The following is a 25,125-nucleotide window of genomic DNA, read 5'->3' on the forward strand; positions in this document are numbered from 1 at the left end:
CGCGGTCCGAGGTCGCCGACCGGCTTTCAGTGCGTCAGGTTTAGAATGGGAATCATGAGCACCTTGGATCTCCCTCTGAACAGGTACTGCCCGATTGCTCACAGCCTCGAAGTACTGGGTCTGAAATGGAATCTGCTCATTCTCCGGGAGGCGTTGTACGGGCGCACGCGTTATGCGGAGTTCAAGGAGATCGGGGTGCCCACGGATATTCTCATCGCACGTCTCGCCTCGCTCGTCGAAGCGGGTCTCATGGAACGCCGGCCCTATCGCGAGCCCGGAAAGCGCACGCGTGACGAGTATCTTCTGACGGCCGCCGGCCGCGACGTACTTCCGATCCTGGCCGCGCTCGCGGGCTGGGGCAATGAGCACGAACGCGTGAGCAGCGAACCCGCGGTGCTGTTCGTGGACGAAGCCACGAAGGAGCCGGTGACCCTCGCGTTTGTCGACGCGAGCGGTGCCACCGTGGACCCCGAGCGGGTGCGGATGACCTACGGCCCCGGCGCCACGCCGCCGGAGGACTGAGAACTCCCCAAGAACGTTGGAGCATCCATGACTTCGAAGATTGTCCTGATCACCGGGGCGAGTAGCGGGATCGGTGCTGCCACGGCGCGCCGGCTGGCCGCTGACGGGCACCGTGTCGTGCTGGGCGCGCGTCGGGTGGACCGCCTCGAAGCCCTCGTCGGAGAGCTGGCGGAGGCGGGGTACGAGGCGGAACGGACCGCCCTGGACGTCACCCGTCCCGACAGTGTCAAAGCCTTTGTCGACGGTGCGTTCGAGCGGCACGGCCGGATCGACGTCCTGGTCAACAACGCCGGGATCATGCCGCTGTCCCCGCTGTCCGCCCTGCGGGTGGACGAGTGGAACCGGATGATCGACGTCAACGTGAAGGGCCTCCTCCACGGCGTCGCCGCGGCCCTGCCCCTCATGAAGGCCCAAGGGTCCGGGCACATCGTCAACCTGACGTCGGCTCTGGCCCACTACGTGGCCCCCGCCACGGCCGTCTACAGCGCGACCAAGTACGCGATGCGCGCGATCTCCGACGGCCTGCGCAAGGAGAACGACGACATCAGAGTGACCGAGATCAGCCCGGCCTTCGCCGACACCGAGCTGCTCCAGGGCGGAGACCCCGGCACCATGGCATGGGTCGAGTCGATGGCCGGCAACTTCAACCTCCCCCCGTCCATCACGGCGGACGCCATCGCCTACGCCATCGCCCAGCCCGACGACGTCGACGTCAGCGAAATCATCATCCGCGCCCGCAACCAGCTCGCCTGACCGGGATTTCCGGCGGGCCAGTTCCCCTGGGCGCGGCCGGGGTCCGTACCACTCGTCCGTACCACTCGTCCGGGCGAACGCGATCCGGGATCCGCCGAGGTCACCGCCGTGCCGGGCGTGATCACGTGTCAGGCCGGAGGTGGGTCTTGACCATACTGGGCCGCCGTAGAGCCGGTACGGGCCGGTGAGCCGGTGTAGGGGGAACGATGCCCGAGATGGAACTGGTCGCCCAGGCCTTGGCGGCGGGGGCGACGGCCGGAGTGACCCAGACGGTCCAGCGGGCCGCGGGGGACGCGTGGGACGGACTGGTCTCCCTGGTACGCCGCGAGCGGCGCGCCGGCGACGACGAGGAGCCGCCTGGTACGGACGCGGGCGAGCCCCCTCGCGACGACCGGGCGGGCAAGTACGTTCTTGTCGCGCACGAGGTCAAGGGCGCCGTGATGGGCGACCACGCCCGCCAGGACAACCACTTCCACTGAGCCGGTGACCATGAAGCCCTCCGGCGACGAACCCGAAGAGCGCGATGAGCGTGACGCCTGCGAAGAGCACAAAGACCGTGACGCCCGCGAAGACCGTGACGCCCGCGAAGACCGCGGCGCCCGCGATGAACTGGGCGCCCGCGCAAACCGTGACGCCCGGTACGCCGTTCACCTGAACGGCGCCAAGGGTGTCGTGATCGGGGACGGCGCCGTCCAGCGCAACGGCTTCTCGCGGAAGGTGACGGGCATCGTGCTGGCGGCGCTGGCAGCCGTACTTCTCAGCGGCAACGAGACCCCGGAGGGCTCGGCCGGTCCGGTACGGTCCGGCCCGACCGCGCTCCCGGGCGCTTCGGCCTCGCCGCCCACGACAAGTCCCGCGCCGGCCCCTTCGCCGAGCATCTCGCCGACCGTCCCACCGGCACCGGTGGTCCGGCCGCCCAGGCCCTCGCCACCGGTCCGCCTCCCGAGTCCACCCGCCCCGCCCACCCGGTCCGCGGCTCCCACGCCGAAGCCGTCACCGACGAGGACCTGCCCATCGCGGCGGCAGTACCGGGTGAACAACAAGGCCCAGATCTGGGACGCCGAGGGAACGCGCCTCGGCGATGTCGCGTCGGGGACCCTGTTCTTCCGGCAGGAGACCGCGAGCTATCCCTCGCCCGTCCACGACCGCTACTACGGCACCGTGGACGAGGTCATCTCCGGAAGCGACACCGGCTATGTCCTGAGAAAGAAACTCGACTACGTCGGCGTCGTCGAGATCTGCGACTGAGCAGTCGTTGCCGCCGGCACCCCAGTCGCGGATCTCGACGGCCGGCGCCATGCTCCGCGCCGGCTCACATGCCGGTGACGGCGCGGGCCGTGAGGCCGATTCCCACCAGGAGTACGAGAGCCGAGGTGGCGGCCGGACCGACGCGCGCGAGTGCCTTCAGCCGGGCGGAGGCCCGCCGGGCGGTACGGGTGGCGAGGCGGTCGCGCAGGTGTACGAGGAGGAGACCGGCCAGGGTGAGGGTGGCGGCCATGCCGAGGCCGTAGCCGACGACGAGGAGGACGCCGAAGGCGGTCCGGCCGAGCGCCACCGCGCCGAGGAGGACGACCAGGGCCGACGGGCTGGGGACGAGACCGCCCGCGATGCCCACGCCGACCAGGGTCCAGCGCCTTCCCCGGGCCGGAGCGGGGGAGTGAGGGGGGTGCGGGGGCGTGGTGGCGGGTGTGGCGGGTGTGGCGGGTTTGGTCAGGAGCACCGTGCCGCCGTCCGCCGCTGCCGTGGCGGGGGCGAGGTCCGTGTCGGGCGCGCGGCGCGCGTGCGGCACATCGGGCGGTGGGGTGTGGCTGTGGCCGTGCTCTCCATGGTGAGGGTGGTGATGGTGATGGCTTTCACCGTGGTGGTGCCCGTGGTGATGCCCCTGTCCTTCGCCCCGGACGGCTGCGCGCAGCAGTCGGCACCCGATGGCGGTGACGAGGAGCCCGCTCGCCAGGCCCAGCCACGCGAGGACCGCTTCCCCGGCGAGATGGGTGGCGAGCGGGAGGGCGAGGCCGAGGGCGAGGACGCCCGCGGTGTGGGTGAGGGTCACGGTGGCGCCGACCGTGACGGCGTCGCGACGGGTGCCGCGACGCCCGGCCAGATAGGCGGCCATGATCGTCTTCCCGTGGCCGGGCATCGCCGCGTGCGACGCGCCGAGGACCACGGCGAGGAGCAGGGCGAGCAGGCCGACGGGAAGGGTGAGTTCACGGCTGCCGAGGAGAGCGTCGAAGCGTTCGGAGAGCTTGTTGAGCAGACCGGTGACCACACCCGCTCCGGGTACGCCGGACGGCACGATCCGGTCGGCGGGCCCGGCCGCTGGCCCCTGCGCCCGCCCCGGGGCCGTCCGCAGTTCGGCGCCGCGCTGGTCGAGCGGCGCGGCGAGGGGATCCTGCGGATAGTGGCGGAGCCGGTCGGTGGACGACACCGCGGGGACGGTGGAGTCGGTGAGGGTGACGCCCTCCCCGTCGGCGGTGATCTCGCGCCAGCCGATGCGCCGGGTGTCGTAACGGGTGACCACGCGGACCTCGGCGGGCGAGGTGAGGGGCGCGTCGGCGTGGAGCCGGCAGGTGAGCCGGCTGGTCCCGAGCCCCGCCTCTCCCGTACGGAAGGTCAGCCCGCCGGCGCCCCGGTTCCACCGGACGCGCGCACCGCCGACGTCGGCGGCCAGTCGCCCGGCGAGCGCGGCGCACGCCTCGTCCGCGTACGCTCCCCGCTCGTCGGCGCCGAGGGACCCGTCGTGGTCCCGGTCGACCCGCGGGCGCTCCTGCGCGGTCGCGATCTCGGCGCGGTCGACCACGATCTCCGCGTCGACCGCGTGCGGGCGCAGGGTGAGGTGGGTGGCGTAGTTGACGGTGAAGTTGCCCAGGGGGTGCGCGGCCGCGGGTGGCGCGGCGCCGAGGAGGGCGAGCGGGGTGAGCAGAGCGGCGATGAGCGGGGCGGCGATGGGCGGGGCGGCGGCCCGAAGCCGGCGGATGCGGAAATGGATGCGGGGATTCATGGGGTGCCGCCGAGTCGCCGGACCGCGCTGCGCGCCTCGGGCGCGTACAGCGGATGGAAGGAGGGGTCGAGGGCCAGCGCCCGCCGCAGATCGCGCCGGGCGGCGGCCGCGTCACCGAGGGCCTGGTGGATGGCGCCGCGGTGGTACAGGAAGAGCGCGCTGCGGGTGCCCGGCGCGAGAGCCTTGTCGGCGTGTACGAGGGCCCGCTCGTCGCGCCCTGCGCGGTGCAGCGCCCAGGCGTACGCGTCGTGTACGGCGATGAACGGCCGCTCTCGTACGGCGGCTTCGGCCATGGTCACGGCCCGCCGGGGATCACCGTGGTCGGCTTCGAAGAGGATCGCGTCGGTGTCCGCGGGCGCCCCGCCCGCCCGGCGGAGTGTTTCCTGGGCGCGCAGGACCGCGTACTGCCCCTCGGCCTCCTCCCGGTGGCCGAGGGACTGCTGGAGTTCGCCGAATTCCAGGAGGTACTGCGGCAGCGGCGCCGCCGCGACGGCCGCGGTGTGGTCGGCGACCGCCCGCTCGAACTCCCCCCGGGCCGCGTGGGCCTTGGCGCGGGCCGCCAGCAGACCGGGGTCCCGGGGGACGTCGGCCAGCCCGGCGTCCGCCTGGCGCAGCGCGGTCGCGGGGTCGCCGCTCTCCTGGGCGAGGGAGGCCAGGTGGGTGTGGGCGAAGGCGCGTTCGCCCGGGGTGCCCGCCGCCCGCAGCGCGCGTTCCATGAGGGCCTTGGCCCGCCCGGTGTCGCCGCGCAGCTCGAACGTGTACGAGGCGCGGGCCAGCGAGGAGCTGTCCGGGCGCAGGTCGGCCATCTTCTGTACGGCCTCCTCCGCGTCCTCGTACCGGCCGAGTTGGGTGAGGGCGTCGGCCAGGACTCCGTAGGAGGCGGGGGTCGTGGGGCTGGTCGCGACCGCCTCGCGGGCCCAGGTCAGGGCGTCACGGAAGTGGTGGCGGGCCGCGGCGAGGGCGCCCATGCCGATCTCGGCGTGGAGGTTCTCGGCGGGCCGCAGGGTGAGCGAGCGGCGCAGGGCCGTCTCGGCCTGGGCGTACGCGGCCTGGTCGGCGGTGGTCCTGGCCTGCTGCACCAGCGCCATGCCGAGGTCCGCCCAGCTGACCGGATCCTTCGGCAGGCGCCGTACCCGCTCGCGCATCGCCTCGATGCCCCGCGCCTGGCCGGCGGCGGGCGAAGCGGTGGCTGGAGTGTCCGGTCTGCCGGAGCCCGCGGGGGAGAGGCCGACGGCGCCGACGGTGAACAGGACCGCGCCCAGGGCGAGGGTGACGGCGGTGTTGCGCAGGTGTCTGCGCCGGCGGAGCGCGGGGGCGGGTGGGTCTTTGGGCCGGTGCACAGGAGTCTCCCCGGTGAGAGGCGGATGGGGCCCCCGGCGGGCACGGAGGACCGACCTCCGTGCCCGCCGGGAGCGGTGGGTCAGCTGGACCGGCGGCCGAGGCCGGAGCCGCGTCGGCGGTCACGGCGGAGGCGGAGGCCGCCCGCACCGAGGAGCAGCGCGCCGAGGCCGCCGAAGGCCGCGGCGCCCTTCATCGAGGTCCTCTCGGGCGCGTCCGGCCCGCTGTTCACGGACTTGGTGTGCGGAAGGGCCAGGTACGGGAACGACGTGCCGAAGGGCACCTCGTTGGTGTCGACCTGGTCGCCGTCCGCGAGCGCCGGCACGAGCTGCCCGGTCTGCGCGGCGCCTTCGACGGCCTGGAGCGAGATGTCGATGGCGTCGTCGGTGAGGCGGCGGCCGTTGGGGAAGCCCGCCAGGTCACCGGCGAGGACGCCGTACCGCTGGGGGTCGGCGGTCGGCGGCACGGTCATGTTCAGGCGCAGCTCCTCCGCCGGGACGATCTGCTTCGGCGGCGCGTCCTTGTTCAGGCGGTGGGAGTTGAGGTCGGCCTTGATGGGCCCGCACGCCTTGCAGATACCCGTCAGGTAGATCTCGAACAGGTCCTTGCGCGGGGTGGCCGGGGCCGGGATGCCGTACACCTGCTGGATCAGCTTGGGCAGGATCGGGTCGAGGACCTTGTCGACGACCGGCTGGACGGTACGGTCCTGGTCCGGGTTGAGCGTGTTGAAGGCGTCCTTGTACTTGAGCGGTACGACCACCTCGTTGACCAGCGGGTTGCCCAGCCGCGAGACCTGCTTCCACGGGGCGGGGCGCGGGGTGCGCGAGTCGGAGACCTGCACGCCCTGGCGGTCGGTCGTCGACCACACGCCGACGACCGGGTTGCGGCCCGGGTTCCCCTTCAGCGCGAGCTGCGCCTTGGGGATCTGAAGGGCGACGGAGTTGACGTTGTAGCCGGCGAGGGTGTCCTGGCCGCGCTCGCTGAGGTTGCCGCCGTACAGGAGGTCGAAGACCCGCAGGTCGGCGAAGAACGAGTCGTCCGCCTGGCCGGCGAAGGTCTTGCCGCCGCCGGGTACGTTGCGGATCGCCTGGCGGCGCAGGGCGGCGTAGTCCGGCATGGAGGCGGGCCCCACGCGGGAGGGGGCGGCCGGTACGTCGGAGAGCAGGACCTTGCTCTTGCTCCCGTGGGAGACCACCAGGTCGTACACCTGACGGAAGTTGAGGTCCGGGTCGTTCAGCGAGGTGACCGGGCCGGTGTTGTAGAGGAACTGGCCGGCCGCGTCGCGGACCTTGTTGTGGAAGCGCCAGGTGTACGTGATGTCGGAGACGCCGTCACCGGTGTTGTCGATCTTGATGTTGTAGCGGAGGTCCTCGCCGAAGGCGTAGAAGTTCGGTCCGCCGTTGGGCTCCTCGAACGGGATCCAGTTCGCCAGGAGGGTGACCGAGTCGGGGCGGTCCTGGCTGGTGAACGCGTACACGTCGGTGTTGTCCGCGCGCGGGTCGCCCGCGATGAGCGGCGCCTCGCGGTGGCTGGAGGCGGCGCTGACGCCCGGCGCCAGGGTGAGGGCGCCGAGGCCGGTCGCGAGGGCGCCGGCGCCCAGGACGAGGAGGGACTGGTCGAGCACACGCCGTGAACGGGGGCGTGCCGATCTGGAGGTCAAGACGGTTCCTCTCGAATGCGGATTCCCGGCTCTTCGCGCACACCGCGCGATCGGGCAGGGAGGTCCGGGGAGTGGGCACGGGGCCGGACGCGCGTCCGGGGGCACCAGCGGTGGCCCCGGCCGTGGGGTCGGCCCACGCTTCCTCTTCGTCAGGTCCCGGGGGGCGGGTTGGTCTCCACCGGCACGTTCCCTCGAAGGGGTGGGCCTCTGTGCTGCATTCGGACGAGGGTTCCGGGTGACGCCAGGATTCCGCGTGCACAACGGCGCGGCCCGCACCGGGAGGTGAGTCCGGTGCGGGCCGCGGAGATCGGGGCGGGGGTGCGGGTGGGGAATTCCAGTCAGCGGGTCAGGAACTCCAGTGTGTCGATCACGCGGTTCGAGAAGCCCCACTCGTTGTCGTACCAGGCGACGACCTTGATGTGGCGGCCTTCGACGCGGGTCAGTGCCGAGTCGAAGATCGCGGAGGCCGGATTGCCCGTGATGTCGGACGACACCAGCGGGTCCTCCGAGTACTCCAGCAGGCCCGCGAGCGATCCGCGCGCGGCGGCGCGGTACGCCTCCAGTACCTCGTCGCGCGTCACGTCGCGGGCGACGGTCGTGTTGAGTTCGACGATCGAGCCGACCGGAACCGGTACGCGGATCGAGTCGCCCGACAGCTTGCCGTCCAGGTTGGGCAGGACGCGGCCGATCGCCTTCGCGGCGCCCGTGGTGGTCGGCACGATGTTGACGGCGGCGGCGCGGGCGCGGCGGGGATCGCGGTGCGGGCCGTCCTGGAGGTTCTGCTCCTGGGTGTACGCGTGCACCGTGGTCATGAAGCCGTGCTCGATGCCAGCCAGTTCGTCCAGTACGGCCGCCAGCGGCGCGAGCGCGTTGGTCGTGCACGAGGCGTTCGAGATGATCGTGTGCGCCGCCGGGTCGTACGCGTCGTTGTTGACCCCGTACGCGAGCGTCACGTCCGCGCCGTCCGACGGCGCGCTGACCAGCACCTTCTTCGCGCCCGCTTCGAGGTGCGCGCGGGCTGCCCTCGCGGAGGTGAAGCGGCCGGTCGATTCGAGGACGATCTCGACGCCCAGGTCGGCCCAGGGCAGCTGGGACGGGTCGCGCTCGGCGAGCACGGTGATGCGGTGGCTGCCGACGACAAGAGTGTTCCCCTCGACGGTCACCGGGCGGCCGAGTCGGCCGGACGTCGAGTCGAAGGCGAGCAACCGGGCCAGGGCGGCGGGCTCCGTGAGGTCGTTGACGGCGACGACCTCGAGGGCGGTGTCCCGTTCGAGCAGCGCGCGCAGCGCGTTGCGTCCGATGCGGCCGAATCCATTGATGGCGATACGAGTCATGAGTGGTGTCCCTTCGGTTCACCCGAAGTCTCGCGCGCGGGTCCGGCCGACGGCAGCGGCGCGAGTGCCATGGTTCAAAAGGATCACGCCACTGGGTCAGCGCCGCCGGGGGCAGTGCCGTTGCGGCGGTGACACTCGGTCATGACCCCCGGTCAGTGGCGGTCTGCTACTCGCCCTTGGTGAAGGTGCGACGGTATTCGCTCGGTGTGGTGTCGAGGATGCGCTGGAAGTGCAGCCGCAGATTGGCCCCTGTCCCGAGACCGACGTCGGCGGCGATCTGCTCGACGCCGCGCTCGGAGCGTTCGAGCAGCTCACGGGCCAGGTCGATGCGGGCGCGCATGACCCACTGCATGGGGGTGTACCCCGTGTCCTCGGCGAAGCGCCGCGAGAACGTGCGCGGGGACACCGCCGCGTGCCGGGCGAGCACGTCGAGGGTGAGCGGCTCGTCCAGCCGGTGCAGCGCCCATTCCCGGGTGGCGGCGAACCGCTCGCCGAGCGATTCGGGCACGGTGCGCCGTACGTACTGCGCCTGACCGCCGCTGCGGTACGGGGCCGCCACCAGACGCCGGGCGGCGTGGTTCGACGCGGACACCCCGAGGTCGCGGCGCAGGATGTGCAGGCACAGGTCGATGCCCGACGCGGCGCCCGCCGACGTCAGGACACTGCCCTCGTCCACGAAGAGGACGTTCTCGTCGACCCGGACCGAGGGGTGCCTCGCCGCGAGCGCCCGCGTGTAGTGCCAGTGCGTGGTGGCGCGCCGGCCGTCGAGCAGGCCCGTCGCGGCGAGGGCGAAGGCGCCCGTCGAGATGGCGGCGAGCCGGGCGCCGCGGTCGTGGGCGGCGATCAGCGCGTCGAGAACGGTCCGCGGGGGGTCGTCGCGGCCGGGGAAGCGGTAGCCGGGGATGAAGACGATGTCGGCCCAGGCCAGCGCCTCGGGCCCATGGTCGACCCAGTACGACAGCCCGTCCCCGCCGGCCACGAGCCCGGGCGCCGCGCCGCACACCCGTACCTCGTACGGCATGCTCGCGCGGGTCGTGAACACCTGCGCGGGAATGCCGACGTCGAGCGGCTTCGCGCCTTCGAGTACGAGGACGGCGACGCGTTGCGGGGAGGGGGCGGTCACGGGGGCAAGGGTACGACGGGGGTGCCGGCCGGCTCCGGGGTCGGGGAGTCGGCGGCCTCAGGACGTGAGGTCGGCGGTCCTCAGGACGTGAGGTCGGCTCTGATCCGCTCCGCCGCGTGGGCGGCGTCCGTGCCCATGCCGTACAGGATGCCGGACGCCCGGTGGGTCATCCACGGGAACCCCACCACGTGGACACCGGGGAGGGGGGTGACGCCCCGCCGGTGCTTCGGGACGCCGGTGGGGTCGAGCAGTTCGTCCGGGAGCCACGCCGTGTCCGGGCGCATGCCCGTGCACCACAGAATGGTCGAGACGCCCTCGTCCAACGGGTCGATCTCCGTGGGGGCGTCCGGAAGGGCGTCGAGGGGCAGCTCGGCGGGGTCGGCGTCCACGGGGCCCGCCTCCGCCGGGCGGCCCTGGAGGTACTGGTCGACCTGGGTGCGGAAGCGTTCCGCGAAGGCGTCCGCGCCCCGCATGTGGTCGGCGAGGTCGTCGGCGAAGCGGAGACGGCCGCCGTGGACGCCGGTGAGGCGGCCGAGCAGGACGACGCCGTCCCTGGCCAGCTGCTGGAGCGCCAGCGTGCGGCCGCCGTGCGCGCCGCTCAGGGCCGGCTGCGGTGCGCGCCGCGCCTCCGGCGGCGCGTGCTCGGTGGTCTGGTCGAGCATGCCGAGGTGGTGGAGCCAGGCGAAGACGTCCCGGTCGCGGTAGCGGCGGGGGACGCGGCCGACGGCGCTGGTGGAGAGGAGGACGCGGCGGCCCGCGCGGTGCAGCTCGTCGGCGATCTGGGTGCCGGACTGCCCGCTGCCGACCACCAGCACCGCGCCGGGCGGCAGCTGCTCCGGACGGCGGTAGTCGACGGCGTGCACCGCCGTGACGCCGGGGGGTACGTCCACGCCGGCCGGGACCTTCGCCAGACGCAGCGCGCCGCTCGCGACGACCACGGCGCGCGTGGACCATTCGCCCTCGGACGAGTCCAGGACGTACCCGCCCGCCTCCCCGCGAAGCCCGAGAACCTCCACTCCCGTACGGACGGGAAGTCCGGCGTCGCGGGCGTAGCGGTCGAGGAGATCCACGAACGTGTCGCGGGGCAGGAAGGCGTCCGGGTCGTCGCCCGGCGTCCGGAGGCCGGGCAGCCGCGCGGACCACGCCGGGGTGACCAGGGTGAAACTGTCCCACCGCGCCGAGCGCCAGGTGGCGCCGACGCCGTCGCGCTCCAGCACGACGTGCTCGACGCCGAGCCGGGCCAGGTGCCAACTGGTCGCCAGCCCGGCCGGCCCGGCCCCGACCACGACGGCGGGGACGCGGGACGCGGGGGAGCGGTGTGCGGAGGTGGTGGACATGGAGGAGGCTCACCTGCGACTTCTCGAAGCGGTGGTGATCTACCCTCGCCACCCTGCCATCCCGGACGGATCGCCGCGCTCTGTGGAGGCGGCGGCTGTCACGGCCGAAGGCGCCGCGCCGCAACAACCACTGAGTTCTTCGGTGTGGTCAGCACCTCCGTGGCGCACTCCGGTGCCGGTGCCGTCACGCCTCCCCGTCGTCCCCGCCGTGCCCTGCGTCACGCTTCGCATGGGAAGTCTGAGCAGGGGCAGGCGAACGCCATGACGAATGTGGACGAACTTTCCGACCGGTACGCCCCCGACGCCGCTACCTCTCTCATTCATACCTTCATCGAGGCGCTCAACACCGGGGACCTCGACCGGCTGTCGAGGTGCTTCGCCGAAGGCGCCATCGTCAACGACGCGGGGCGTGAGATACGGGGAAGGGAAGCGATCGGGGCCTGGGCCGAGCGTGAGTTCGTGGGGCAGGGCGGTCGCATCACCCCGACGCGGATGCACCCCGTGAGCGAACTCGGCGGTGACGTCGTCGTCGAGGCGGAGCTGACCGGGGCCCGTCGCCGTGGTCCCAGCACCCTCGTCGTCACCCTCACCGAAGGCGCGATCGCTCTTCTGCGTCTGAGGGCCTGACGGCCTGAGGGGCCGAGATGTGCGGGCCCGAGGTGCGCGGGCCCGAGGCGCCGCGGCTCCGGGCCCTCCGCAGGCGGGACGGGGCGTCACCTGCTTGTATGTCCGGTATCGCCGGACTGTGGCGCGCAGGTGTCAGTGCCGGGAAACCGGGCACTCGGTTCACCCACCCGTCGCTGCCCCAACCCGCAGGAGCGCACCCATGGCCGTTCGGCACCAGCTCATCGCCCGCAGTCCCGAGGCCGTCTGGGCCGTCCTGTCGGACGCGTCCCGTTACGCCGACTGGGTCGTCGGGACCTCCGAGACCGAACCGGCCGAGGGCCACTGGCCCGAGGTCGGTTCGTCGCTCGCCTACACCGTGCGGCTGGGGCCCCGGTCGTTCGAGGGACACACGACCGTCCGGCGCCTCGAACCGCCGCGGATCCTCGAACTCGAAGCCCACAGCGGCCCCCTCGGGACCGCGCGGATCGCCATGGACGTACGGCCCTGGGGCGAGCAGACCCTGGTGATCGTCGACGAACACCCGCTGCGGGGCTGGGGCGCCCTCGCCCACAACGTGGTCCTCGACGCCCTGATCCAGCTCCGCCACCGCAGCATGCTCGGACGGCTCGCGAAGGTGGTCGAGGAGACGTACGAAGCGGGCCGGGAGCCGTACGGAGCGGACCAGCGGCCGACAGCCTCCAGAAAGGGCTGACGATGACGGACGCCGTGGTCGTGGGAGCCGGTCCCAACGGGCTCGTCGCCGCCAACCTGCTCGCCGACGCCGGGTGGACCGTGGAGGTCCTGGAGGCCGAGGACGAGCCGGGAGGGGCGGTCAAGAGCGACCGCGGCGTCCATCCGGCCTATGTGAACGACCTGTTCAGCTCCTTCTACCCGCTCGCCGCCGCCTCCCCGGTCCTGGCCGCGCTCGAACTGGACCAGGAGGGCCTGCTGTGGACCCACGCGCCCCACGTCCTCGCCCATCCCCTCCTCGACGGGCGCTGCGCGGTGCTGGACCGCGACCGGCGGACCACCGAGGCCTCGCTGGATGCCTTCGCGCCCGGCGACGGCCGGGCCTGGGCGCGCCTCTGCGCCACCTACGACCGGCTGGGCGACGACCTGCTGGGAGCCCTCTTCACGCCATTCCCGCCGGTGCGGGCCGGGACCCGGCTGGCGGCCCGGCTGCGCGGCGCGGAGGGGCTGCGCTTCGCCCGGAGCATGCTGCTGCCGGTACGGCGGCTCGGTGAGGAGGAGTTCGACGGCGAGGGCGGCCGGCTCCTGCTCGCCGGCAACGCGCTGCACGCGGACCTCCCGCCGGAGGCCGCCGTCAGCGGCGGGTTCGGCTGGCTGATGTCGATGCTCGGGCAGAGGTTCGGCTTCCCCGTCCCGGTCGGCGGAGCCGCCTCCCTCACCACCGCGCTCATGGACCGCCTGGCCAAGCGCGGCGGCACGGTCCGCTGCGGGGAGCGGGTCACGGAGATCGTCGTCCGCGGGGGCCGGGCGGTGGGCGTCCGTACCGCACACGGCGAGGGCATTCCCGCGCGCCGCGCGGTCCTGGCCGACGTCACGGCACCCGTCCTGTACGGCGAGCTGGTCGCCCCCGGGTATCTGCCGGCCCGGGTCTTCGAGGACCTGCGCCGGTTCCAGTGGGACTTCGCCACCTTCAAGGTCGACTGGGCGCTCGGCGGGCCGGTGCCCTGGACCGCCCCGGAAGCCGCCTCGGCGGGCACCGTCCACCTGGCGGACGGCGTGGACGCGCTGACCCGTTTCGCCGCGCAGATCGCCATGGGCCTGGTCCCGGACCACCCCTTCGTGCTGTTCGGGCAGATGACCACCGCGGACGCCACCCGCTCACCGGCGGGTACGGAGTCGGCGTGGGCCTACACCCACGTCCCGCATCGCGTGAAGGGCGACGCCGGGCCGGACGGCCTGACCGGCCGCTGGGACCTCGCGGAACAGGAGCGCATGGCCGACCGCCTCGAAGAGGAGGTCGAGCGGTACGCGCCCGGCTTCCGCGCTCGGATCCTGGCGCGCCGCATCCTCGCGCCGCCCACGCTCCAGGCGGCGGACAGCAGTCTGCGCGGCGGCGCGCTCAACGGCGGTACCACGAGCCTGCACCAGCAGCTGGTCTTCCGTCCGCTGCCCGGGACCGGCCGCCCGGAGACGCCCGTACGCGGTCTGTTCCTCGCGTCGGCGTCCGCCCACCCGGGTGGCGGCGTGCACGGCGCCCCGGGCGCCAACGCGGCCAGGGCCGCCCTCCGCGCTCACGGTCCCGCCCGCTTCCTGACCGCCGCCCAGCGGGCCCTCACGGCACGCGGACACGACGGCACCCGGCACCCCTGATCCGTACGTTCCGATCAGTACGCCCGATCGGAACGGAAGGACGGGGCCCGGGTGCTCCGTACACCGAAACCGGCACCCACCGACGGTCAGCGCCGGGTCAGGGGCCGGTGTGCCGTCACTTGCTCCGCCCGCCGTTGCGGATCAGCAGGTACGCGGCGAGGACCAGGCCGGCCGCGATCAGCGGCGCGCGGTTGTTCCGCGCGGTCGTGGCGAACTGGCCGGCCTTGTCGCTGAGGGGCTGGGGCGTCTGGTCCGCCGCGAACCGCCCGACCCGCGAAGCGGTGTCGCGTACCCGCGCGGCGGCCCCCGCCGCCGTGTCGAGCACAGGCGCCGGCGTCTTGTCCTTGAGCAGCCGCGCCGCCTGATCGGTCCGGTCGCGGAGCTGGTCGCCGACCTGTACGGCCTTGTCCGCCACCTGGTCCTTGACCACCGCTGCCTTGTCGGTCACCTGGTCCTTCACGACCGCGGCCTTGTCCGCCACCTGGTCCTTGACCACCGCTGCCTTGTCGGTCACCTGGTCCTTCACGACCGCGGCCTTGTCCGCCACCTGGTCCTTCACCACCGCGGCCTTGTCCGCCACCTCGTCCTTGGCGGCGGAGGCCTTGTCGGCGACCTGGTCCTTCACGACCGCCGCCTGCTCCTTCACGGCGGCGGCCTGGTCCTGGACGCGGGCCTGGACGTCTGCCTTGGCCGCCAGCGACTCGATGGTCCGGCCGACCTCGTCCCGCGTGTGCTCCACCTGCGCGCGCAACTCCTCGGGAGTCGGGCCGGAATGGTTGCTGTCTCGCTGAGTCATCGGTGTGCCTTCTCCTTGATCTCGGCCACATCGGCCTTGACGCTGTCGATGGTCTGTTCCGGCGTGGGCGGGACGGCCTTCGTGACCTGCCTCTTCCCCGCCACCGCCAGGAGCGCGGCGACCGCGGCCAGCCCGGCGGTCACGACCAGGGCCGAGGCCCACACGGGAAGCACCAGCGCCAGGGCGGCGACCGCCGCCACCACCAGGGCCTGCGCGGCCAGGACGCCGACCAGGCCGGCGCCGCCGAGGAGGCCGCCACCCGCTCCGAGGCGCTTCCCCTTCTCGGTCATCTCCGCGCGGGCCAGCCGCATCTCCTCGCGTACCAGCTGGGAGAGCTGCTGGGTCGCCCGCGTCACCAGGGCGGATGTCGTGTCCTCCGCGCCGCCGGAGGGCGCGTGCCGTTCCGCTGTGGTCATGTCCCTCTCACCTCTCCTGGACTTCGCAGGGTCCGTGTCCTCGCGGCTACCCCGCAACCCGCCGTACAACCGGGCGGGCGAGTTCGCCGTCACTTCATGCGGTGGCGCTCCTCGTCGGTCCACGAGCGGGTGTCACGCGGCGCGACGTAGGGCTCCTCGTCCGGGGGACTGCCTCCGGCGATCGCGCGCTGGCGGGCGAGTTCGGAGTCGAACTCCAGCCCGAGAAGCACCGCGAGATTGGTGATCCACAGCCACACCAGAAAGATGATCACCCCGGCGAGCGTGCCGTACGTCTTGTTGTACGAGGCGAAATGGGCGACGTAGAACGCGAAGCCCGCCGACGCGATCATCCAGATCAGCAGCGCGAGGAAGCTCCCCGGGGTCACCCACCGGAACCCGCCGCCCTTGGCGTTGGGGGCGGCCCAGTAGAGCAGCCCGATCATGATCGCCACCAGCAGGAGCAGGACCGGCCACTTGGCGATCGACCACACCGTCAACGCGCCGTCGCCGATCCCCAGCGCGGTCCCCGCCTGGCGGGCCAGCCCGCCGGTGAAGACCACGATCAGCGCGCTGGCGCACGCCAGGACCATCAGGACGACGGTCAGGATCAGGCGCAGCGGCAGCACCTTCCACACCGGGCGGCCCTCCGGCATGTCGTAGACGGCGTTGGAGGCCCGTATGAAGGCGGCGATGTACCCGGACGCCGACCACACCGCCAGCGCCAGACCCACCACCGCGAGGAGCGAGCCCACACCGCTGCCGTTGCTCCGTACCTGCTCCACCGCGTCGGTGATCACGTCCCGGGCCGACCCGGGGGCGAGCTGCCGCAGGTTGTCCAGGATCTCCCGGGTCGCCGACTCACCGGCGATGCCCAGCAGGGACACCAGGACCAGCAGGGCGGGAAAGAGCGCGAGGACCCCGTAGTAGGTCAGCGCGGCCGCCCGGTCGGCCAGGTCGTCCTCCTTGAACTCCCGTACCGTGCCGCGCAGCGCCGCCCACCAGGACCGCGCGGGCAGCTCGGTCGGCCGGTCGGGCGCCGCCTTCTCCACCCGCGGTCCCGGGCCCACGCCCGCGTCCCGGCCGGCCTCCGCGCGCTCGTGCTCGCGCGGTCGCTCGCGTTCCTGTCCGTGACCCGGCTCCAGTGGTCCGGGGTCCGACGTCAGCGGCCCGGGATCCGACGTCAGCGGTTCGGTATCCGACGTCAGCGGTTCGGTATCCGACGTCCGCGGTCCGGGATCCGGCTTCGGTGAGAGAGCTGCCATACCCTGCGGCTTTCCGCCCTGGCCCCACTCATGCCTCGCGGCACGCGCCCGCGTCGCGGCCAGCACCGCCATCCCGCACGCGGCCGCCGCGGCGACCATGAAGCCGCCGTGTGCGTCGTGGGCGTCCACGACCCGTCCGGACAGCGCCGCCGCGGCGGCCGCCCCCGCGGCGCTCGCCGAGCCGAGCCAGGTGAACGCCTGGGTCAGAGCCGCCCGGTCCACCGCCGCGGTGGTGAGCACCGAGGAGAGCACCAGGATCGGGGCGACGGCGGGGCCGGTGACGGCGAGCGCGAGCCCCAGCCCGGGAACCGAGTCGGCGGCGAGCAGGGGCAGGCAGCTCAGGGCCAACCAGGCCGTCACGACAGCCAGTTGTACGCGCGGTGCGCCGCGCCACCGGCGCAGCCCGTAGAGCCAGCCGGCCAGCAGGCTCGCGCAGTTCGACACCGCGTAGAGCGGCGCCGCCGCGTCCGCCGCGCCGTGCTCCACCGCGAAGGCCGTCACCGAGACCTGCGTGGCGCCGAAGTACAGGCCCAGGCCGAGGTTGACGCCGACCTGCGCCGCGAAACCCGGCCGGAGCAGCGAGCGGCCCGCGCGCCCGCGCTCGGCGGCGCCGGGCGTCGCGGGTGCGGTACGCCGCCGCGCGGCGAAGGCCAGCCCGCCGCCCACGACCAGGGTCGTGGCCAGCGCCGTACCGAGGACCGGGCCGAAGCGCGCCCCGACGGTGGTGACCAGGGCGGGTCCGGCGAGGTAGCACAGCCCGTTGCCGAGCGATTCCAGGGCGAAGGCGGTGGGCAGCGCCCCGGCCCGCTCGCCGTGCAGCAGCGCCGTCCAGCGGGCGGCCGACAGCGCGCCGAGCTGCGGGACGGTGGCGCCCACGAGCCCTCCGGCCGCCGTCATCAGCCACAGGGGGCTCCGGTCGCCGACCAGGGCCAGGAGGGCGCCCACGGCGGTGGTGTGGGCGAGGAGGACCGGGGGCAGGACCCGCGTCTGGCCGAAGTGGTCGATCAGCCGGGCGAGTTGCGGGCCGGCCAGGGCCTCGCCGACGGCGAGGGCGCCGGTCACCAGGCCGGCCACGGCGTAGGAGCCGGTCCTGCCGTGCACCAGCCAGAGGACGCCCAGGCTGGTCATGGCGATGCCGACCCGGCCGACGGTGGCGCTGAGGAAGAAGGCCGCCGCACCGGGGGTGCGGAGCAGGGTGCGATAGGTCGCCGACAACACGGCGCGTCTCTTTCGCTGCCCGGCGGGGCGGACCACCCGGGGCCGTCGGCGTCCTGAGGTGCCGGCCCGTGGTCATCGCCTGGAACCGTCCAGTGCTGGCGTGGAGCGGGGACGCGCGCCCCACGCCGGCTCCGTCACCGGGCAGAGGTCTCTCCCGTGGTATCGGGTGAGGGTTTCGGGGATCTCGGCTGCTGTCCGAGTGGTCCGACCCTAGGCCCTGGGGAGGAGCCTCGTCCAGACGGCCCAACGCAACAAGCGGCGCGGCTTGAAACGAGCCCCGACCGGGCAGGCGCAGAGAAATCCGGATCGCTGAGGAGCGTGTCATGCCGGCAGGATCGAGCCGTAAGCGGGAACGCCAGTACGAGCACATCAAGGAGAGCGCCGAGAAGCGCGGCACCCCGGAGAAGCGGGCCGAGGAGATCGCGGCGCGGACCGTCAACAAGGAGCGCGCACGCTCGGGCGAGGCGAAGACCGCGAGCAGAACCTCTCTCCGGGACCCGAAATCCGCTTCCCAGCGGGGTGGCGAACGTTCCCACAGCGGAGCCCAGGGCCCGACGCGGGACCAGTTGTACGAAGAGGCCAGGAAGAAGAACATCGACGGGCGCTCGTCGATGAACAAGCAGCAGCTGCGCAAAGCGCTCGGCTACTGACGCGCCGACGTACCGACGTACCGACGCCGGAGCGGCTACCCCTCCTGGGGGCGGCCCTCCACCCGGGCCCGTACGGTCCGTTCGACGGCGGCCCGGTCGAGCGTCTCGCGCTTCGCGTACCGCGTGATCGCGTCCTTGATGTCCCGGTCGAGGTCGCGCCACGCCCGCCAGGCCGTCTCGTAGGTGGATCTCTGTCCCTCGGTCCACGGTTCGACCGCCGGTGGCCCGAACGCCGCGCGTAACTCTCCCGCGCGGTCGTGTGCCCTGTCGGCGGCCCGCTGCAATTCGACCAGTTCATCCAAGGTGTCTGCCACGCACGTAGCTTAGGGACTATTCGCCGGATCAGAGGGTGACATACACCTCTCGGTTCAGGCCGGTGAGCCGTTCGGCGTCAGTTGCCTGACACGGCTGTCGAGTTCGCTCCGGTAGAAGTCGATGAAGCCGTCCGGATCGGGGCCCGCGTTCTGCATGACCAGCCGGTCGAAGCCCGCGTCCACGTACGTCTGGGCCGCCTCCACGTACCGCGCCGGGTCGGAGCCGCAGGTGAACTTCTCCAGGATGTCGGCCTCGCGGACCGTGGCCGTCGCGGCCTCGAAATTGACCGGATTGGGCAGCTCGCTCATGACCTTCCAGCCGGTCACGGCCCAGCGGGACGTCTCCAGGGCCGCCTGCGCCGCGGTGTGCGTGTCAGGTGCCCAGGCCACCGGGACCTCCGCGTAACAGGGGCCGGTTCCGCCGGCGTCGCGGTAGTGCCGGACGATCTCCGGCCTGTCCTCGGTCGCGAAGAGACCGTCGCCCAGTTCGGCGGCGAGGACAGCCGACTCCCGGCCGCCGGCGGCGACCGCGATCAGGGGGAGCTTCTCCGGGAGGTCGAAGACACGGGCGTCCTCCAGGCGGAGGTGCTTGCCCTCGTACGAACGGTAACCTCCGCTCCACAGCAGCCGGATGATCTCCAGCGCCTCCCTGAGGCTGTCGTGCCGGGCGCCCACGCCGTCGGGGAAACCGCGGCCGACGACGTGTTCGTTGAGCCGCTCGCCCGAGCCGACGCCGAGGACGAAGCGGTCGTCCGACAGCAGGGCCAGGGTCGCGGCGGCCTGGGCGATGATCGCCGGGTGGTAGCGCACGGTCGGACAGGTCACGCCCGTCGCCAGCCCGATCCGTGACGTCCTGGCCGCGATGCCGCCCAGGACCGTCCAGGCGAAGGGCGAATGGCCTTGGTTGTCGAGCCATGGGTGGTAGTGGTCGCTGATCTCGACGAAGTCGAAGCCGGCCTGCTCGGCGAGGACCGCCTGCCGGACCAGTTCCGCCGGGCCGAACGCCTCGGCGGCCAGTTTGTAACCGACCTTCATGGGTTTCTCGTTTCTCCTGCGACGCGGGGTGATCCGTCCGGAGGAACTGGTACCCGACAATCTCGGGGCATAACGCCCGAATGCGACACGCCCCGACACGCCCCGGCGCGCCCCGGCACGGGGAGGCGGGTGATCCGGGGCGGCCAGGGCAGGCCGTGCCCCGACCCTATCGGCGGTTGGCATGTTCCGGAGGAAAATGCCGGAACTCCCCACGGGGCGCGGCACGTTACGTAATCTCTCGGTCACTGCCGTACGCACGTACGGCTGCACGCAAGGCTGGGGAGGAACTCCGCGTGCCCGGAATCGACGCATGCCTCCAGGAGGCCATGGACCTGCCGGGAGCGCGCGGGGCGGCCGTCGTCGACTGGACGAGCGGACTCGCGCTCGGTACGGCGGGGGAGTCACCCAACGGCGACCACGAGGCCACGGCGGCGGAGACCGCCGAACTGGCCAGGGCGGCGGCCGAGTACCCGGCGTTCGCCCCCGACGCGCCCGGCGGCGGCGTTCCAGCCCGGGCGGACGGCGGGCCCCCGGCGGACGGCCGGGCCGTCCCCGCTCCGTCCGAGAACCCCGGCGGGCCGCCCGTCGAGGACCTCATCCTCACCACCCGTACCGGCTACCACATCCTGTGTTTCGTCGAGACGACCTTCGACAGCAGTGTGTTCCTGCACCTGTGGCTCGACCGCGACACCGGCAACCTCGCGCTCGCCCGATTACGGCTCCGCCAGCTCGCCGCCCGGCTGGTGCTGGCATGACCGCCGCCGTGTCGCCCATGCTCGTCCGGCTCGCGGGCGAGCGGGCCACCGGCGCCCTCCTGCGCGACCAGGGCACGCTCTACCTCGCCGACGGCCGGGTCGTGCACGCCGAGAGCCCCGCCGCCCCCGGGGTCGAGGTCATGCTCACGGCGGGCGGCCGGCTGCCGTACGAGGCGTGGGAGAAGGCCATCGAACAGGCCGGCAGCCGGGGCGCCGTGGGCCGGTTCCTGGTGGAGAGCGGATATCTGGGCGACGGCGAGCTGGAGATCTGCCACCTCGGGGCGTTGTACGACGCGGCGTTCTTCGCCCTGGCCCCCGGCAGCGGCCCGACCCGCTTCCGCTACGGCGTCGCGCACTGGTTCGGTCCCGTACGGCCGGTCTCCGCCGACGCCGTCCAGCGGGAGACCCTCCGCCGCCGGCGCCTGCTGGACCACGTCTGGCCGTACGCGGCCGTCGACACCGCGCCGGTCGTCGCGCGCGCCCCGGCGGCCGGGCAGGCCGTCACCCGGCGGCAGGGCGCGCTGCTGGAGCTGGCCGACGGGGCCCGCACCCCGGTGGGCATCGCCTGGAGCCTCGGCCGCCCGGCGTACCACACCCTGCTCGACATCCGCAGGCTGGCCGCCGCCGGGCTGGTCGAGACCCCGCCGGACGGGGCGGAGACCGCCCCGCCGCCCGTCCCCTCCTGGGTCGCCACCGTCGCCGCGGTCAACACGGACACCGACGTCGCCCTGCTGCGCCGGCTCCGCGACGCCCTGGAGGCCTATCTGTGATGCCCCGCTCCGGCCCGCCGCCACCCCGTACCACCGCGTCCGGCGCCCTGCCGTCCCGTACCACCGCGTCCTGTGCCCCGCCGCCCCGTACCACCGCGCCCTGTGTCCCGTCGGACCGCACTTCCGACCTTCCGTCATGAGGCGCGCACTGCGCCAACGCGCCGAGAGGAGACAACTGATGACGGCGGAAGCCGAGGTGCTCGGCGAACTCAGACGGCTGCGCGCCGTACTGCCCCAACTCACCGGCGCGCTCGCCGCCACCACCGACGGCCTGGTGCTCGCCGAGGACGCCCCGGGCGTCGAGGCGGAGTCCATGGCCGCGCTCACCGCGGCGGCGCTGGGCGTCGCGCTCCGGCTGACCGAGTCCACCGAACAGGGCCCGTTCCGGGAGCAGTTGGTCCGTGGGGAGCGGGGGTACGTCGCGACGTACGCGGCCGGCTCCTCGGCGGTCCTCACCCTCCTGGCCGAGCCCAGGACCAACGTCGGCCGGCTCCATCTCGAGGCGCGCCGCTCCAGCGCCCGGATCGGCGAGCTGGTCGACGACGCGCTCGACCGGCGATCGAGGAGCTGAGGCGTCCCCATGACACCCCCCACACCCTCCACCCCCACCACGGAACCGGCCACCCCGGCCGGCCGCCCGCGAAGACGACGAAAAGGAAGTGTCCCCACCATGGTCACCACGGAAGCCGCTCTCAAGGAAGCCACCACCTCCATAGAAGGCGCCCTGGGCGCCGCCCTGGTCGACTACTCCAGCGGCATGGCCCTCGGCATGATCGGCGGCGGCAAGGACCTCGATCTGACGGTCGCCGCCGCGGGCAACACCGACGTGGTCCGCGCCAAGGTCCGCACGATGGAGATGCTGGGCATCAAGGACGAGATCGAGGACATCCTCATCACGCTCGGCACCCAGTACCACCTGATCCGGCTCCTCAAAGGACGCGGGAAGACCGGCCTCTTCCTCTATCTGGCGCTGGACAAGGGCCGGGCGAATCTGGCGATGGCCCGCCATCAGCTGATGCGGATCGAGGCCGACCTGGAGGTCTGACGGGTCCCCCCCGGCGTCCGGCCTCACCCCCCGCCGGGCGGTTCCTGTGGAGTCATGGGGACCGCCCGGAGCGAACGGCTTCGAGGGGGCTCGGGGTTGTTACGCCTGCGCTGCACAGGGAGCAGGTGGGACGTACCGGTCGGCCAAACCGGTCGGACGGTGACCCGGTCAAGCACCGCCTGCTGCACGACCTGCCAAGGATCTTCGACGAGGGGCGCGCCGCGTTCGCCGCCGATCCGGACATCACCGGCGCCCAGCTGTACGCCGCGGTGGAGCGCCTGGCCGCCGGCGCGGGCCGAGTCGTACATCACCCCGGCCCGGAGCGGATGATCCGCCTGTGCCGGTGCCGGGTCGTGCCGAAACCCCCTCGATCAGCTCACATCCGCACACCAATGATCGCTTCCCGGGTCGCGGATGAGAAGGCCGGCCCGTTGATCGGCGCCGTCGATGACGTGATCGACAAGAGGTCTTGGACGGATACCACGTCCGGACGGCACGATTCCGGGGCGTTCTCCGACGTCGCGGGCGACGAGCCGCCGTGGGCCGCGAGGGAGGGCGCTTCCGAGGAGCACTGTGCTGAATTTTCGCGCCCAGAAGGCATACGTCCCGGCCGACGGCCGCCCCGCGGAGGAGACCGGGGCCGGGGAGGAGCCCACGGCCCGGTGGTGGAGAGTCGCCGAGCCACGGCCGTCCGGGCGTACGGCCGCGTCGGCGGCGGTCACCACCTCCGTCGCGCTCGCCGTCCTGGTCGCCGTCGGGACGGCCCTGCACCAGACGGTGCTGATACCGCCCCTCGCCGCCACGACCGCGATCGTCACCGCGACCCCCGCCTCACCCCTCGCGCAGCCCCGTCATGTCCTCGGCGCGCACCTGCTGGCGAGTCTGGTCAGCTTCACGGTCCTCGCCCTCGGCTGGCACGGTCCCTGGGCCGCCGCCGTGGCGTGCGGGGTGGCGTGTGGTGTGGTGCTCCTGCTCAAGGTGGCCCACCCGCCGGCCATGGCGACCGTGGTCATGATCATGCTCACCGAACCGCGCGCCGATCATTTCGTTCCCCTGCTGGCGGCGGGCGCGTCGCTGCTCGTGCTGGTGCAGCTGGTCTCCTCCCGCGTACGGCACGAGGTGTATCCGACGTCCTGGTGGTGACCCCGTACCGGGGCATGCGCGGCCGGGAGTCCGTACGACCCGACCGTCCGTACGCGTCAGCCGCCGCCCCGCCCGGCGTGCAGACGGGCCGCCTGGCGGGTCAGGTGGTCCCGTTCCGCCAGGTTGGGGGCCTTCCGGGCCGCCTCGGCGTACAGCCGGGCCGCCGTCACCGGGTCACCGTCCCGCTCGTGGAGGTACGCGGCCACCGCGTCGCGGCGGGGGAGCGCGGTGTCCAGCTCCGCGAGCGCCGCCAGTCCGGCGCGCGGGCCGTCCGCCTCGCCGACCGCGACCGCGCGGTTGAGCCGGACGACCGGGTTGCCGGTCAGGCGCGCCAGCTCGTCGTACCACTCCACGATCTGCACCCAGTCCGTCTCCCCGGCGGTGGGCGCGTCGGCGTGGAGCGCCGCGACGGCGGCCTGCGCCTGGAACTCGCCCAGCCGGTCGCGGGCGAGCGCCGCCTGGAGGATCCCGACGCCCTCGGCGATCGCCACGGTGTCCCACCGGCCCCGGTCCTGCTCGGCGAGCGGCACCAGGCTGCCGTCCGGCGCGGTTCTCGCGGCGCGCCGGGCGTGGTGGAGCAGCATCAGGGCGAGCAGCCCCGCCACCTCCGGGTGGTCGATCGCGGCCGCGAGCCGCCGGGTGAGCCGGATCGCCTCGGCGGCGAGGTCGACATCGCCGGAGTAGCCCTCGTTGAAGACCAGGTAGAGGACGCGCAGCACGGTCGCGACGTCCCCGGGCCGGTCGAACCGTACGCCGGAGACGGTCCGCTTGGCCCGGCTGACGCGCTGCGCCATGGTCGCCTCGGGCACGAGGTAGGCCTGGGCGATCTGCCGGGTGGTCAGCCCGCCGACGGCGCGCAGCGTGAGCGCGACCGCGGACGACGGGGTCAGCGAGGGGTGCGCGCACAGGAAGTACAGCTGGAGCGTGTCGTCCGCCGCGGGCACGGGCCCGGGGACGGGCTCCCCGTCCACCAGGTCCTCCCGCCGGCGGCGGGCCGCCTCCGAGCGGGTCGCGTCGAGGAACCGGCGCCAGGCCGCGGTGACCAGCCAGCCCTTCGGGTCGCGCGGGGGGTCGGCGGGCCAGACGCGGACCGCGTCGACCAGCGCGTCCTGTACGGCGTCCTCGGCCGCCGCGAAGTCGGCTCCGCGGCGGACGAGGACCCCGAGCACGCTCGGGGTGAGACTCCGGAGCAGTGCCTCGTCCACTTCGGTGGTCACTCCGTGACGGTGGGGTGCGCGCCGAGGAACGGGCGCAGCTCCAGCCACTCGTGGATCGGCCTGCCGCCCGCCCCGGGGGCGGCCGACAGCTCACCGGCCAGCTCGACGGCCCGCTCGTGGCTGTCCACGTCGATCACCATCCAGCCGGCGATGACGTCCTTCGTCTCGGCGAACGGGCCGTCGGTGACGGGCGGGCGCCCCTCGCCGTCGTAGCGGACGAAGGTCCCCTCGGGCGAGAGCGCCTGGCTGTCGACGAACTCGCCGGTCGTCTCCAGCCGGGCCGCGAAGTCGTTCATGTACTGGACGTGGGCGGAGATCTCCTCCGGCGTCCACCGCTCCATCGGTACGTCGTTGACCGGTGCGGGGGCGCCTCGGTAGTGCTTGAGCAGCAGGTACTTCGCCATGATGGTTCTCCTCGGTGCCGGTGCGACTCCATTGTCGTCGCGTTCACCCCGGGGACGGAGCGGACCACGGGTTCTCGACACCGGACGCC

At 73.2% G+C, this 25,125-nt stretch carries 28 protein-coding genes; 14 read left to right on the forward strand and 14 right to left on the reverse strand.

The window, feature by feature from the left end; all coding sequences use genetic code 11:
* Positions 1-54 precede the first annotated feature (54 nt).
* The 4 genes from ACIODU_RS05000 (at position 55) to ACIODU_RS05015 (ending at position 1,930) form a co-directional block, all read left to right on the forward strand.
* Positions 55-522 carry a winged helix-turn-helix transcriptional regulator gene (locus tag ACIODU_RS05000; protein WP_401764010.1) on the forward strand — a complete coding sequence of 156 codons (468 nt, stop codon included), beginning with the start codon at positions 55-57 and terminating at the stop codon, positions 520-522.
* 27 nt (positions 523-549) lie between these two features.
* Entirely contained in the window at positions 550-1,275 is a 726-nt protein-coding gene (locus tag ACIODU_RS05005; protein ID WP_401764013.1) for an SDR family oxidoreductase, read from the forward strand.
* 206 nt (positions 1,276-1,481) lie between these two features.
* A complete protein-coding gene (locus ACIODU_RS05010) occupies positions 1,482-1,754 on the forward strand; it encodes a hypothetical protein (RefSeq protein WP_356419153.1) in 273 nt (90 codons plus the stop codon).
* A gap of 44 nt (positions 1,755-1,798) precedes the next feature.
* The gene (locus tag ACIODU_RS05015; protein WP_401764016.1) at positions 1,799-1,930 is read left to right on the forward strand and encodes a hypothetical protein; all 132 of its coding nucleotides are present in this window, start codon (positions 1,799-1,801) and stop codon (positions 1,928-1,930) included.
* Here the strand turns inward: ACIODU_RS05015 and ACIODU_RS05020 are convergent.
* A complete protein-coding gene (locus ACIODU_RS05020; RefSeq protein ID WP_401764019.1) occupies positions 1,923-2,318 on the reverse strand; it encodes a hypothetical protein in 396 nt (131 codons plus the stop codon). The genes ACIODU_RS05015 and ACIODU_RS05020 overlap by 8 nt on opposite strands.
* On the opposite strand from ACIODU_RS05020, the gene ACIODU_RS05025 reads away from it, so the two are divergent.
* Positions 2,308-2,523 (forward strand): hypothetical protein, encoded by a 216-nt coding sequence (locus ACIODU_RS05025; protein ID WP_401764022.1) that lies wholly within the window; start codon positions 2,308-2,310, stop codon positions 2,521-2,523. The two genes, ACIODU_RS05020 and ACIODU_RS05025, sit on opposite strands and share 11 nt — an antisense overlap.
* 64 nt (positions 2,524-2,587) lie before the next feature.
* Here the strand turns inward: ACIODU_RS05025 and ACIODU_RS05030 are convergent, their stop codons facing one another.
* The 6 genes from ACIODU_RS05030 to ACIODU_RS05055 form a co-directional block, all read right to left on the reverse strand.
* Positions 2,588-4,273 (reverse strand): nickel transporter, encoded by a 1,686-nt coding sequence (locus ACIODU_RS05030; protein WP_401764025.1) that lies wholly within the window; start codon positions 4,271-4,273, stop codon positions 2,588-2,590.
* On the reverse strand, positions 4,270-5,613 hold the full coding sequence (locus ACIODU_RS05035) for a tetratricopeptide repeat protein (RefSeq protein WP_401764028.1): 1,344 nt from the start codon (positions 5,611-5,613) through the stop codon (positions 4,270-4,272). Before ACIODU_RS05035 ends, ACIODU_RS05030 begins: the two co-directional genes overlap by 4 nt.
* Before the next feature lie 80 nt (positions 5,614-5,693).
* Positions 5,694-7,271: a DUF4331 domain-containing protein gene (locus ACIODU_RS05040; RefSeq protein WP_401764031.1), complete on the reverse strand. Its 1,578-nt coding sequence runs from the start codon at positions 7,269-7,271 to the stop codon at positions 5,694-5,696.
* A 338-nt stretch (positions 7,272-7,609) separates the two neighbouring features.
* On the reverse strand, positions 7,610-8,605 hold the full coding sequence (gap, locus tag ACIODU_RS05045) for a type I glyceraldehyde-3-phosphate dehydrogenase (RefSeq protein ID WP_356419136.1): 996 nt from the start codon (positions 8,603-8,605) through the stop codon (positions 7,610-7,612).
* A gap of 166 nt (positions 8,606-8,771) precedes the next feature.
* A complete protein-coding gene (locus tag ACIODU_RS05050) occupies positions 8,772-9,728 on the reverse strand; it encodes a helix-turn-helix domain-containing protein (protein WP_356419134.1) in 957 nt (318 codons plus the stop codon).
* An 80-nt stretch (positions 9,729-9,808) separates the two neighbouring features.
* Entirely contained in the window at positions 9,809-11,065 is a 1,257-nt protein-coding gene (locus ACIODU_RS05055) for a flavin-containing monooxygenase (protein WP_401764035.1), read from the reverse strand.
* 261 nt (positions 11,066-11,326) lie between these two features.
* Here ACIODU_RS05055 and ACIODU_RS05060 point away from each other — a divergent pair, with 261 nt between their 5' ends.
* The 3 genes from ACIODU_RS05060 to ACIODU_RS05070 all read left to right on the forward strand — a co-directional run bounded on the left by ACIODU_RS05060 (position 11,327) and on the right by ACIODU_RS05070 (position 14,011).
* Positions 11,327-11,692, forward strand: a complete 366-nt coding sequence (locus tag ACIODU_RS05060) for a nuclear transport factor 2 family protein (RefSeq protein ID WP_401764038.1) — start codon at positions 11,327-11,329, stop codon at positions 11,690-11,692.
* Positions 11,693-11,891: 199 nt separating this feature from the next.
* Positions 11,892-12,383: an SRPBCC family protein gene (locus tag ACIODU_RS05065; protein WP_401764041.1), complete on the forward strand. Its 492-nt coding sequence runs from the start codon at positions 11,892-11,894 to the stop codon at positions 12,381-12,383.
* 2 nt (positions 12,384-12,385) lie between these two features.
* Positions 12,386-14,011, forward strand: coding sequence for a phytoene desaturase family protein (locus ACIODU_RS05070; protein WP_401764044.1), 1,626 nt, complete (start codon positions 12,386-12,388; stop codon positions 14,009-14,011).
* 115 nt (positions 14,012-14,126) lie between these two features.
* Here the strand turns inward: ACIODU_RS05070 and ACIODU_RS05075 are convergent, their stop codons facing one another.
* From ACIODU_RS05075 to ACIODU_RS05085, 3 genes are all read right to left on the reverse strand, one after another.
* Complete coding sequence (locus tag ACIODU_RS05075) at positions 14,127-14,807, reverse strand: DUF3618 domain-containing protein (protein ID WP_401764047.1); 681 nt, start codon at positions 14,805-14,807, stop codon at positions 14,127-14,129.
* Positions 14,804-15,223 carry a phage holin family protein gene (locus ACIODU_RS05080; RefSeq protein ID WP_356419118.1) on the reverse strand — a complete coding sequence of 140 codons (420 nt, stop codon included), beginning with the start codon at positions 15,221-15,223 and terminating at the stop codon, positions 14,804-14,806. Before ACIODU_RS05080 ends, ACIODU_RS05075 begins: the two co-directional genes overlap by 4 nt.
* A gap of 89 nt (positions 15,224-15,312) precedes the next feature.
* Positions 15,313-16,386: a YihY/virulence factor BrkB family protein gene (locus ACIODU_RS05085; protein ID WP_401764911.1), complete on the reverse strand. Its 1,074-nt coding sequence runs from the start codon at positions 16,384-16,386 to the stop codon at positions 15,313-15,315.
* Positions 16,387-18,026: 1,640 nt separating this feature from the next.
* Between ACIODU_RS05085 and ACIODU_RS05090 the strand changes: the two genes are divergently transcribed.
* Positions 18,027-18,353 carry a plasmid stabilization protein gene (locus tag ACIODU_RS05090; protein WP_401764050.1) on the forward strand — a complete coding sequence of 109 codons (327 nt, stop codon included), beginning with the start codon at positions 18,027-18,029 and terminating at the stop codon, positions 18,351-18,353.
* 35 nt (positions 18,354-18,388) lie between these two features.
* Here the strand turns inward: ACIODU_RS05090 and ACIODU_RS05095 are convergent, their stop codons facing one another.
* Both ACIODU_RS05095 and ACIODU_RS05100 read right to left on the reverse strand, forming a co-directional pair.
* On the reverse strand, positions 18,389-18,667 hold the full coding sequence (locus ACIODU_RS05095) for a hypothetical protein (protein WP_356419112.1): 279 nt from the start codon (positions 18,665-18,667) through the stop codon (positions 18,389-18,391).
* A gap of 54 nt (positions 18,668-18,721) precedes the next feature.
* Positions 18,722-19,702 (reverse strand): TIGR03557 family F420-dependent LLM class oxidoreductase, encoded by a 981-nt coding sequence (locus ACIODU_RS05100; RefSeq protein ID WP_356419109.1) that lies wholly within the window; start codon positions 19,700-19,702, stop codon positions 18,722-18,724.
* Between the two features lie 293 nt (positions 19,703-19,995).
* Here ACIODU_RS05100 and ACIODU_RS05105 point away from each other — a divergent pair, with 293 nt between their 5' ends.
* From ACIODU_RS05105 to ACIODU_RS05125, 5 genes are all read left to right on the forward strand, one after another.
* Complete coding sequence (locus ACIODU_RS05105; RefSeq protein WP_401764054.1) at positions 19,996-20,457, forward strand: hypothetical protein; 462 nt, start codon at positions 19,996-19,998, stop codon at positions 20,455-20,457.
* Positions 20,454-21,227: a transcriptional regulator gene (locus ACIODU_RS05110; protein WP_356419104.1), complete on the forward strand. Its 774-nt coding sequence runs from the start codon at positions 20,454-20,456 to the stop codon at positions 21,225-21,227. The genes ACIODU_RS05105 and ACIODU_RS05110 overlap by 4 nt, the downstream gene beginning before the upstream one ends.
* A 136-nt stretch (positions 21,228-21,363) precedes the next feature.
* A complete protein-coding gene (locus ACIODU_RS05115; RefSeq protein ID WP_327233226.1) occupies positions 21,364-21,798 on the forward strand; it encodes a roadblock/LC7 domain-containing protein in 435 nt (144 codons plus the stop codon).
* Positions 21,799-21,897: 99 nt separating this feature from the next.
* Complete coding sequence (locus ACIODU_RS05120; protein WP_356419098.1) at positions 21,898-22,272, forward strand: hypothetical protein; 375 nt, start codon at positions 21,898-21,900, stop codon at positions 22,270-22,272.
* Between the two features lie 573 nt (positions 22,273-22,845).
* Entirely contained in the window at positions 22,846-23,415 is a 570-nt protein-coding gene (locus ACIODU_RS05125) for an HPP family protein (protein WP_356419095.1), read from the forward strand.
* A 56-nt stretch (positions 23,416-23,471) separates the two neighbouring features.
* On the opposite strand, the gene ACIODU_RS05130 is transcribed toward ACIODU_RS05125, so the two are convergent.
* Together ACIODU_RS05130 and ACIODU_RS05135 are read right to left on the reverse strand one after the other, a co-directional pair.
* Positions 23,472-24,620: an RNA polymerase sigma factor gene (locus tag ACIODU_RS05130; RefSeq protein WP_401764914.1), complete on the reverse strand. Its 1,149-nt coding sequence runs from the start codon at positions 24,618-24,620 to the stop codon at positions 23,472-23,474.
* An 8-nt stretch (positions 24,621-24,628) separates the two neighbouring features.
* Complete coding sequence (locus tag ACIODU_RS05135; RefSeq protein ID WP_401764059.1) at positions 24,629-25,036, reverse strand: YciI family protein; 408 nt, start codon at positions 25,034-25,036, stop codon at positions 24,629-24,631.
* Positions 25,037-25,125 lie beyond the last annotated feature (89 nt).

It is taken from the genome of Streptomyces sp. NPDC088261 (genome assembly GCF_044740805.1).
GTDB lineage: Bacteria > Actinomycetota > Actinomycetes > Streptomycetales > Streptomycetaceae > Streptomyces.

Excerpts from the sequence above, each read along its gene's own strand:
- ACIODU_RS05110 (WP_356419104.1), top strand. The coding sequence starts at position 20,454 with ATGACCGCCGCCGTGTCGCCCATGCTCGTCCGGCTCGCGGGCGAGCGG.
- ACIODU_RS05010 (WP_356419153.1), top strand. The coding sequence starts at position 1,482 with ATGCCCGAGATGGAACTGGTCGCCCAGGCCTTGGCGGCGGGGGCGACG.
- ACIODU_RS05005 (WP_401764013.1), top strand. The coding sequence starts at position 550 with ATGACTTCGAAGATTGTCCTGATCACCGGGGCGAGTAGCGGGATCGGT.
- ACIODU_RS05070 (WP_401764044.1), top strand. The coding sequence starts at position 12,386 with ATGACGGACGCCGTGGTCGTGGGAGCCGGTCCCAACGGGCTCGTCGCC.
- ACIODU_RS05080 (WP_356419118.1), bottom strand. The coding sequence starts at position 15,223 with ATGACCACAGCGGAACGGCACGCGCCCTCCGGCGGCGCGGAGGACACG.
- ACIODU_RS05100 (WP_356419109.1), bottom strand. The coding sequence starts at position 19,702 with ATGAAGGTCGGTTACAAACTGGCCGCCGAGGCGTTCGGCCCGGCGGAA.
- ACIODU_RS05115 (WP_327233226.1), top strand. The coding sequence starts at position 21,364 with ATGAGGCGCGCACTGCGCCAACGCGCCGAGAGGAGACAACTGATGACG.
- ACIODU_RS05075 (WP_401764047.1), bottom strand. The coding sequence starts at position 14,807 with ATGACTCAGCGAGACAGCAACCATTCCGGCCCGACTCCCGAGGAGTTG.
- ACIODU_RS05000 (WP_401764010.1), top strand. The coding sequence starts at position 55 with ATGAGCACCTTGGATCTCCCTCTGAACAGGTACTGCCCGATTGCTCAC.
- ACIODU_RS05135 (WP_401764059.1), bottom strand. The coding sequence starts at position 25,036 with ATGGCGAAGTACCTGCTGCTCAAGCACTACCGAGGCGCCCCCGCACCG.
- ACIODU_RS05065 (WP_401764041.1), top strand. The coding sequence starts at position 11,892 with ATGGCCGTTCGGCACCAGCTCATCGCCCGCAGTCCCGAGGCCGTCTGG.
- ACIODU_RS05120 (WP_356419098.1), top strand. The coding sequence starts at position 21,898 with ATGGTCACCACGGAAGCCGCTCTCAAGGAAGCCACCACCTCCATAGAA.
- ACIODU_RS05090 (WP_401764050.1), top strand. The coding sequence starts at position 18,027 with ATGCCGGCAGGATCGAGCCGTAAGCGGGAACGCCAGTACGAGCACATC.
- gap (WP_356419136.1), bottom strand. The coding sequence starts at position 8,605 with ATGACTCGTATCGCCATCAATGGATTCGGCCGCATCGGACGCAACGCG.
- ACIODU_RS05055 (WP_401764035.1), bottom strand. The coding sequence starts at position 11,065 with ATGTCCACCACCTCCGCACACCGCTCCCCCGCGTCCCGCGTCCCCGCC.
- ACIODU_RS05030 (WP_401764025.1), bottom strand. The coding sequence starts at position 4,273 with ATGAATCCCCGCATCCATTTCCGCATCCGCCGGCTTCGGGCCGCCGCC.
- ACIODU_RS05060 (WP_401764038.1), top strand. The coding sequence starts at position 11,327 with ATGACGAATGTGGACGAACTTTCCGACCGGTACGCCCCCGACGCCGCT.
- ACIODU_RS05015 (WP_401764016.1), top strand. The coding sequence starts at position 1,799 with ATGAGCGTGACGCCTGCGAAGAGCACAAAGACCGTGACGCCCGCGAAG.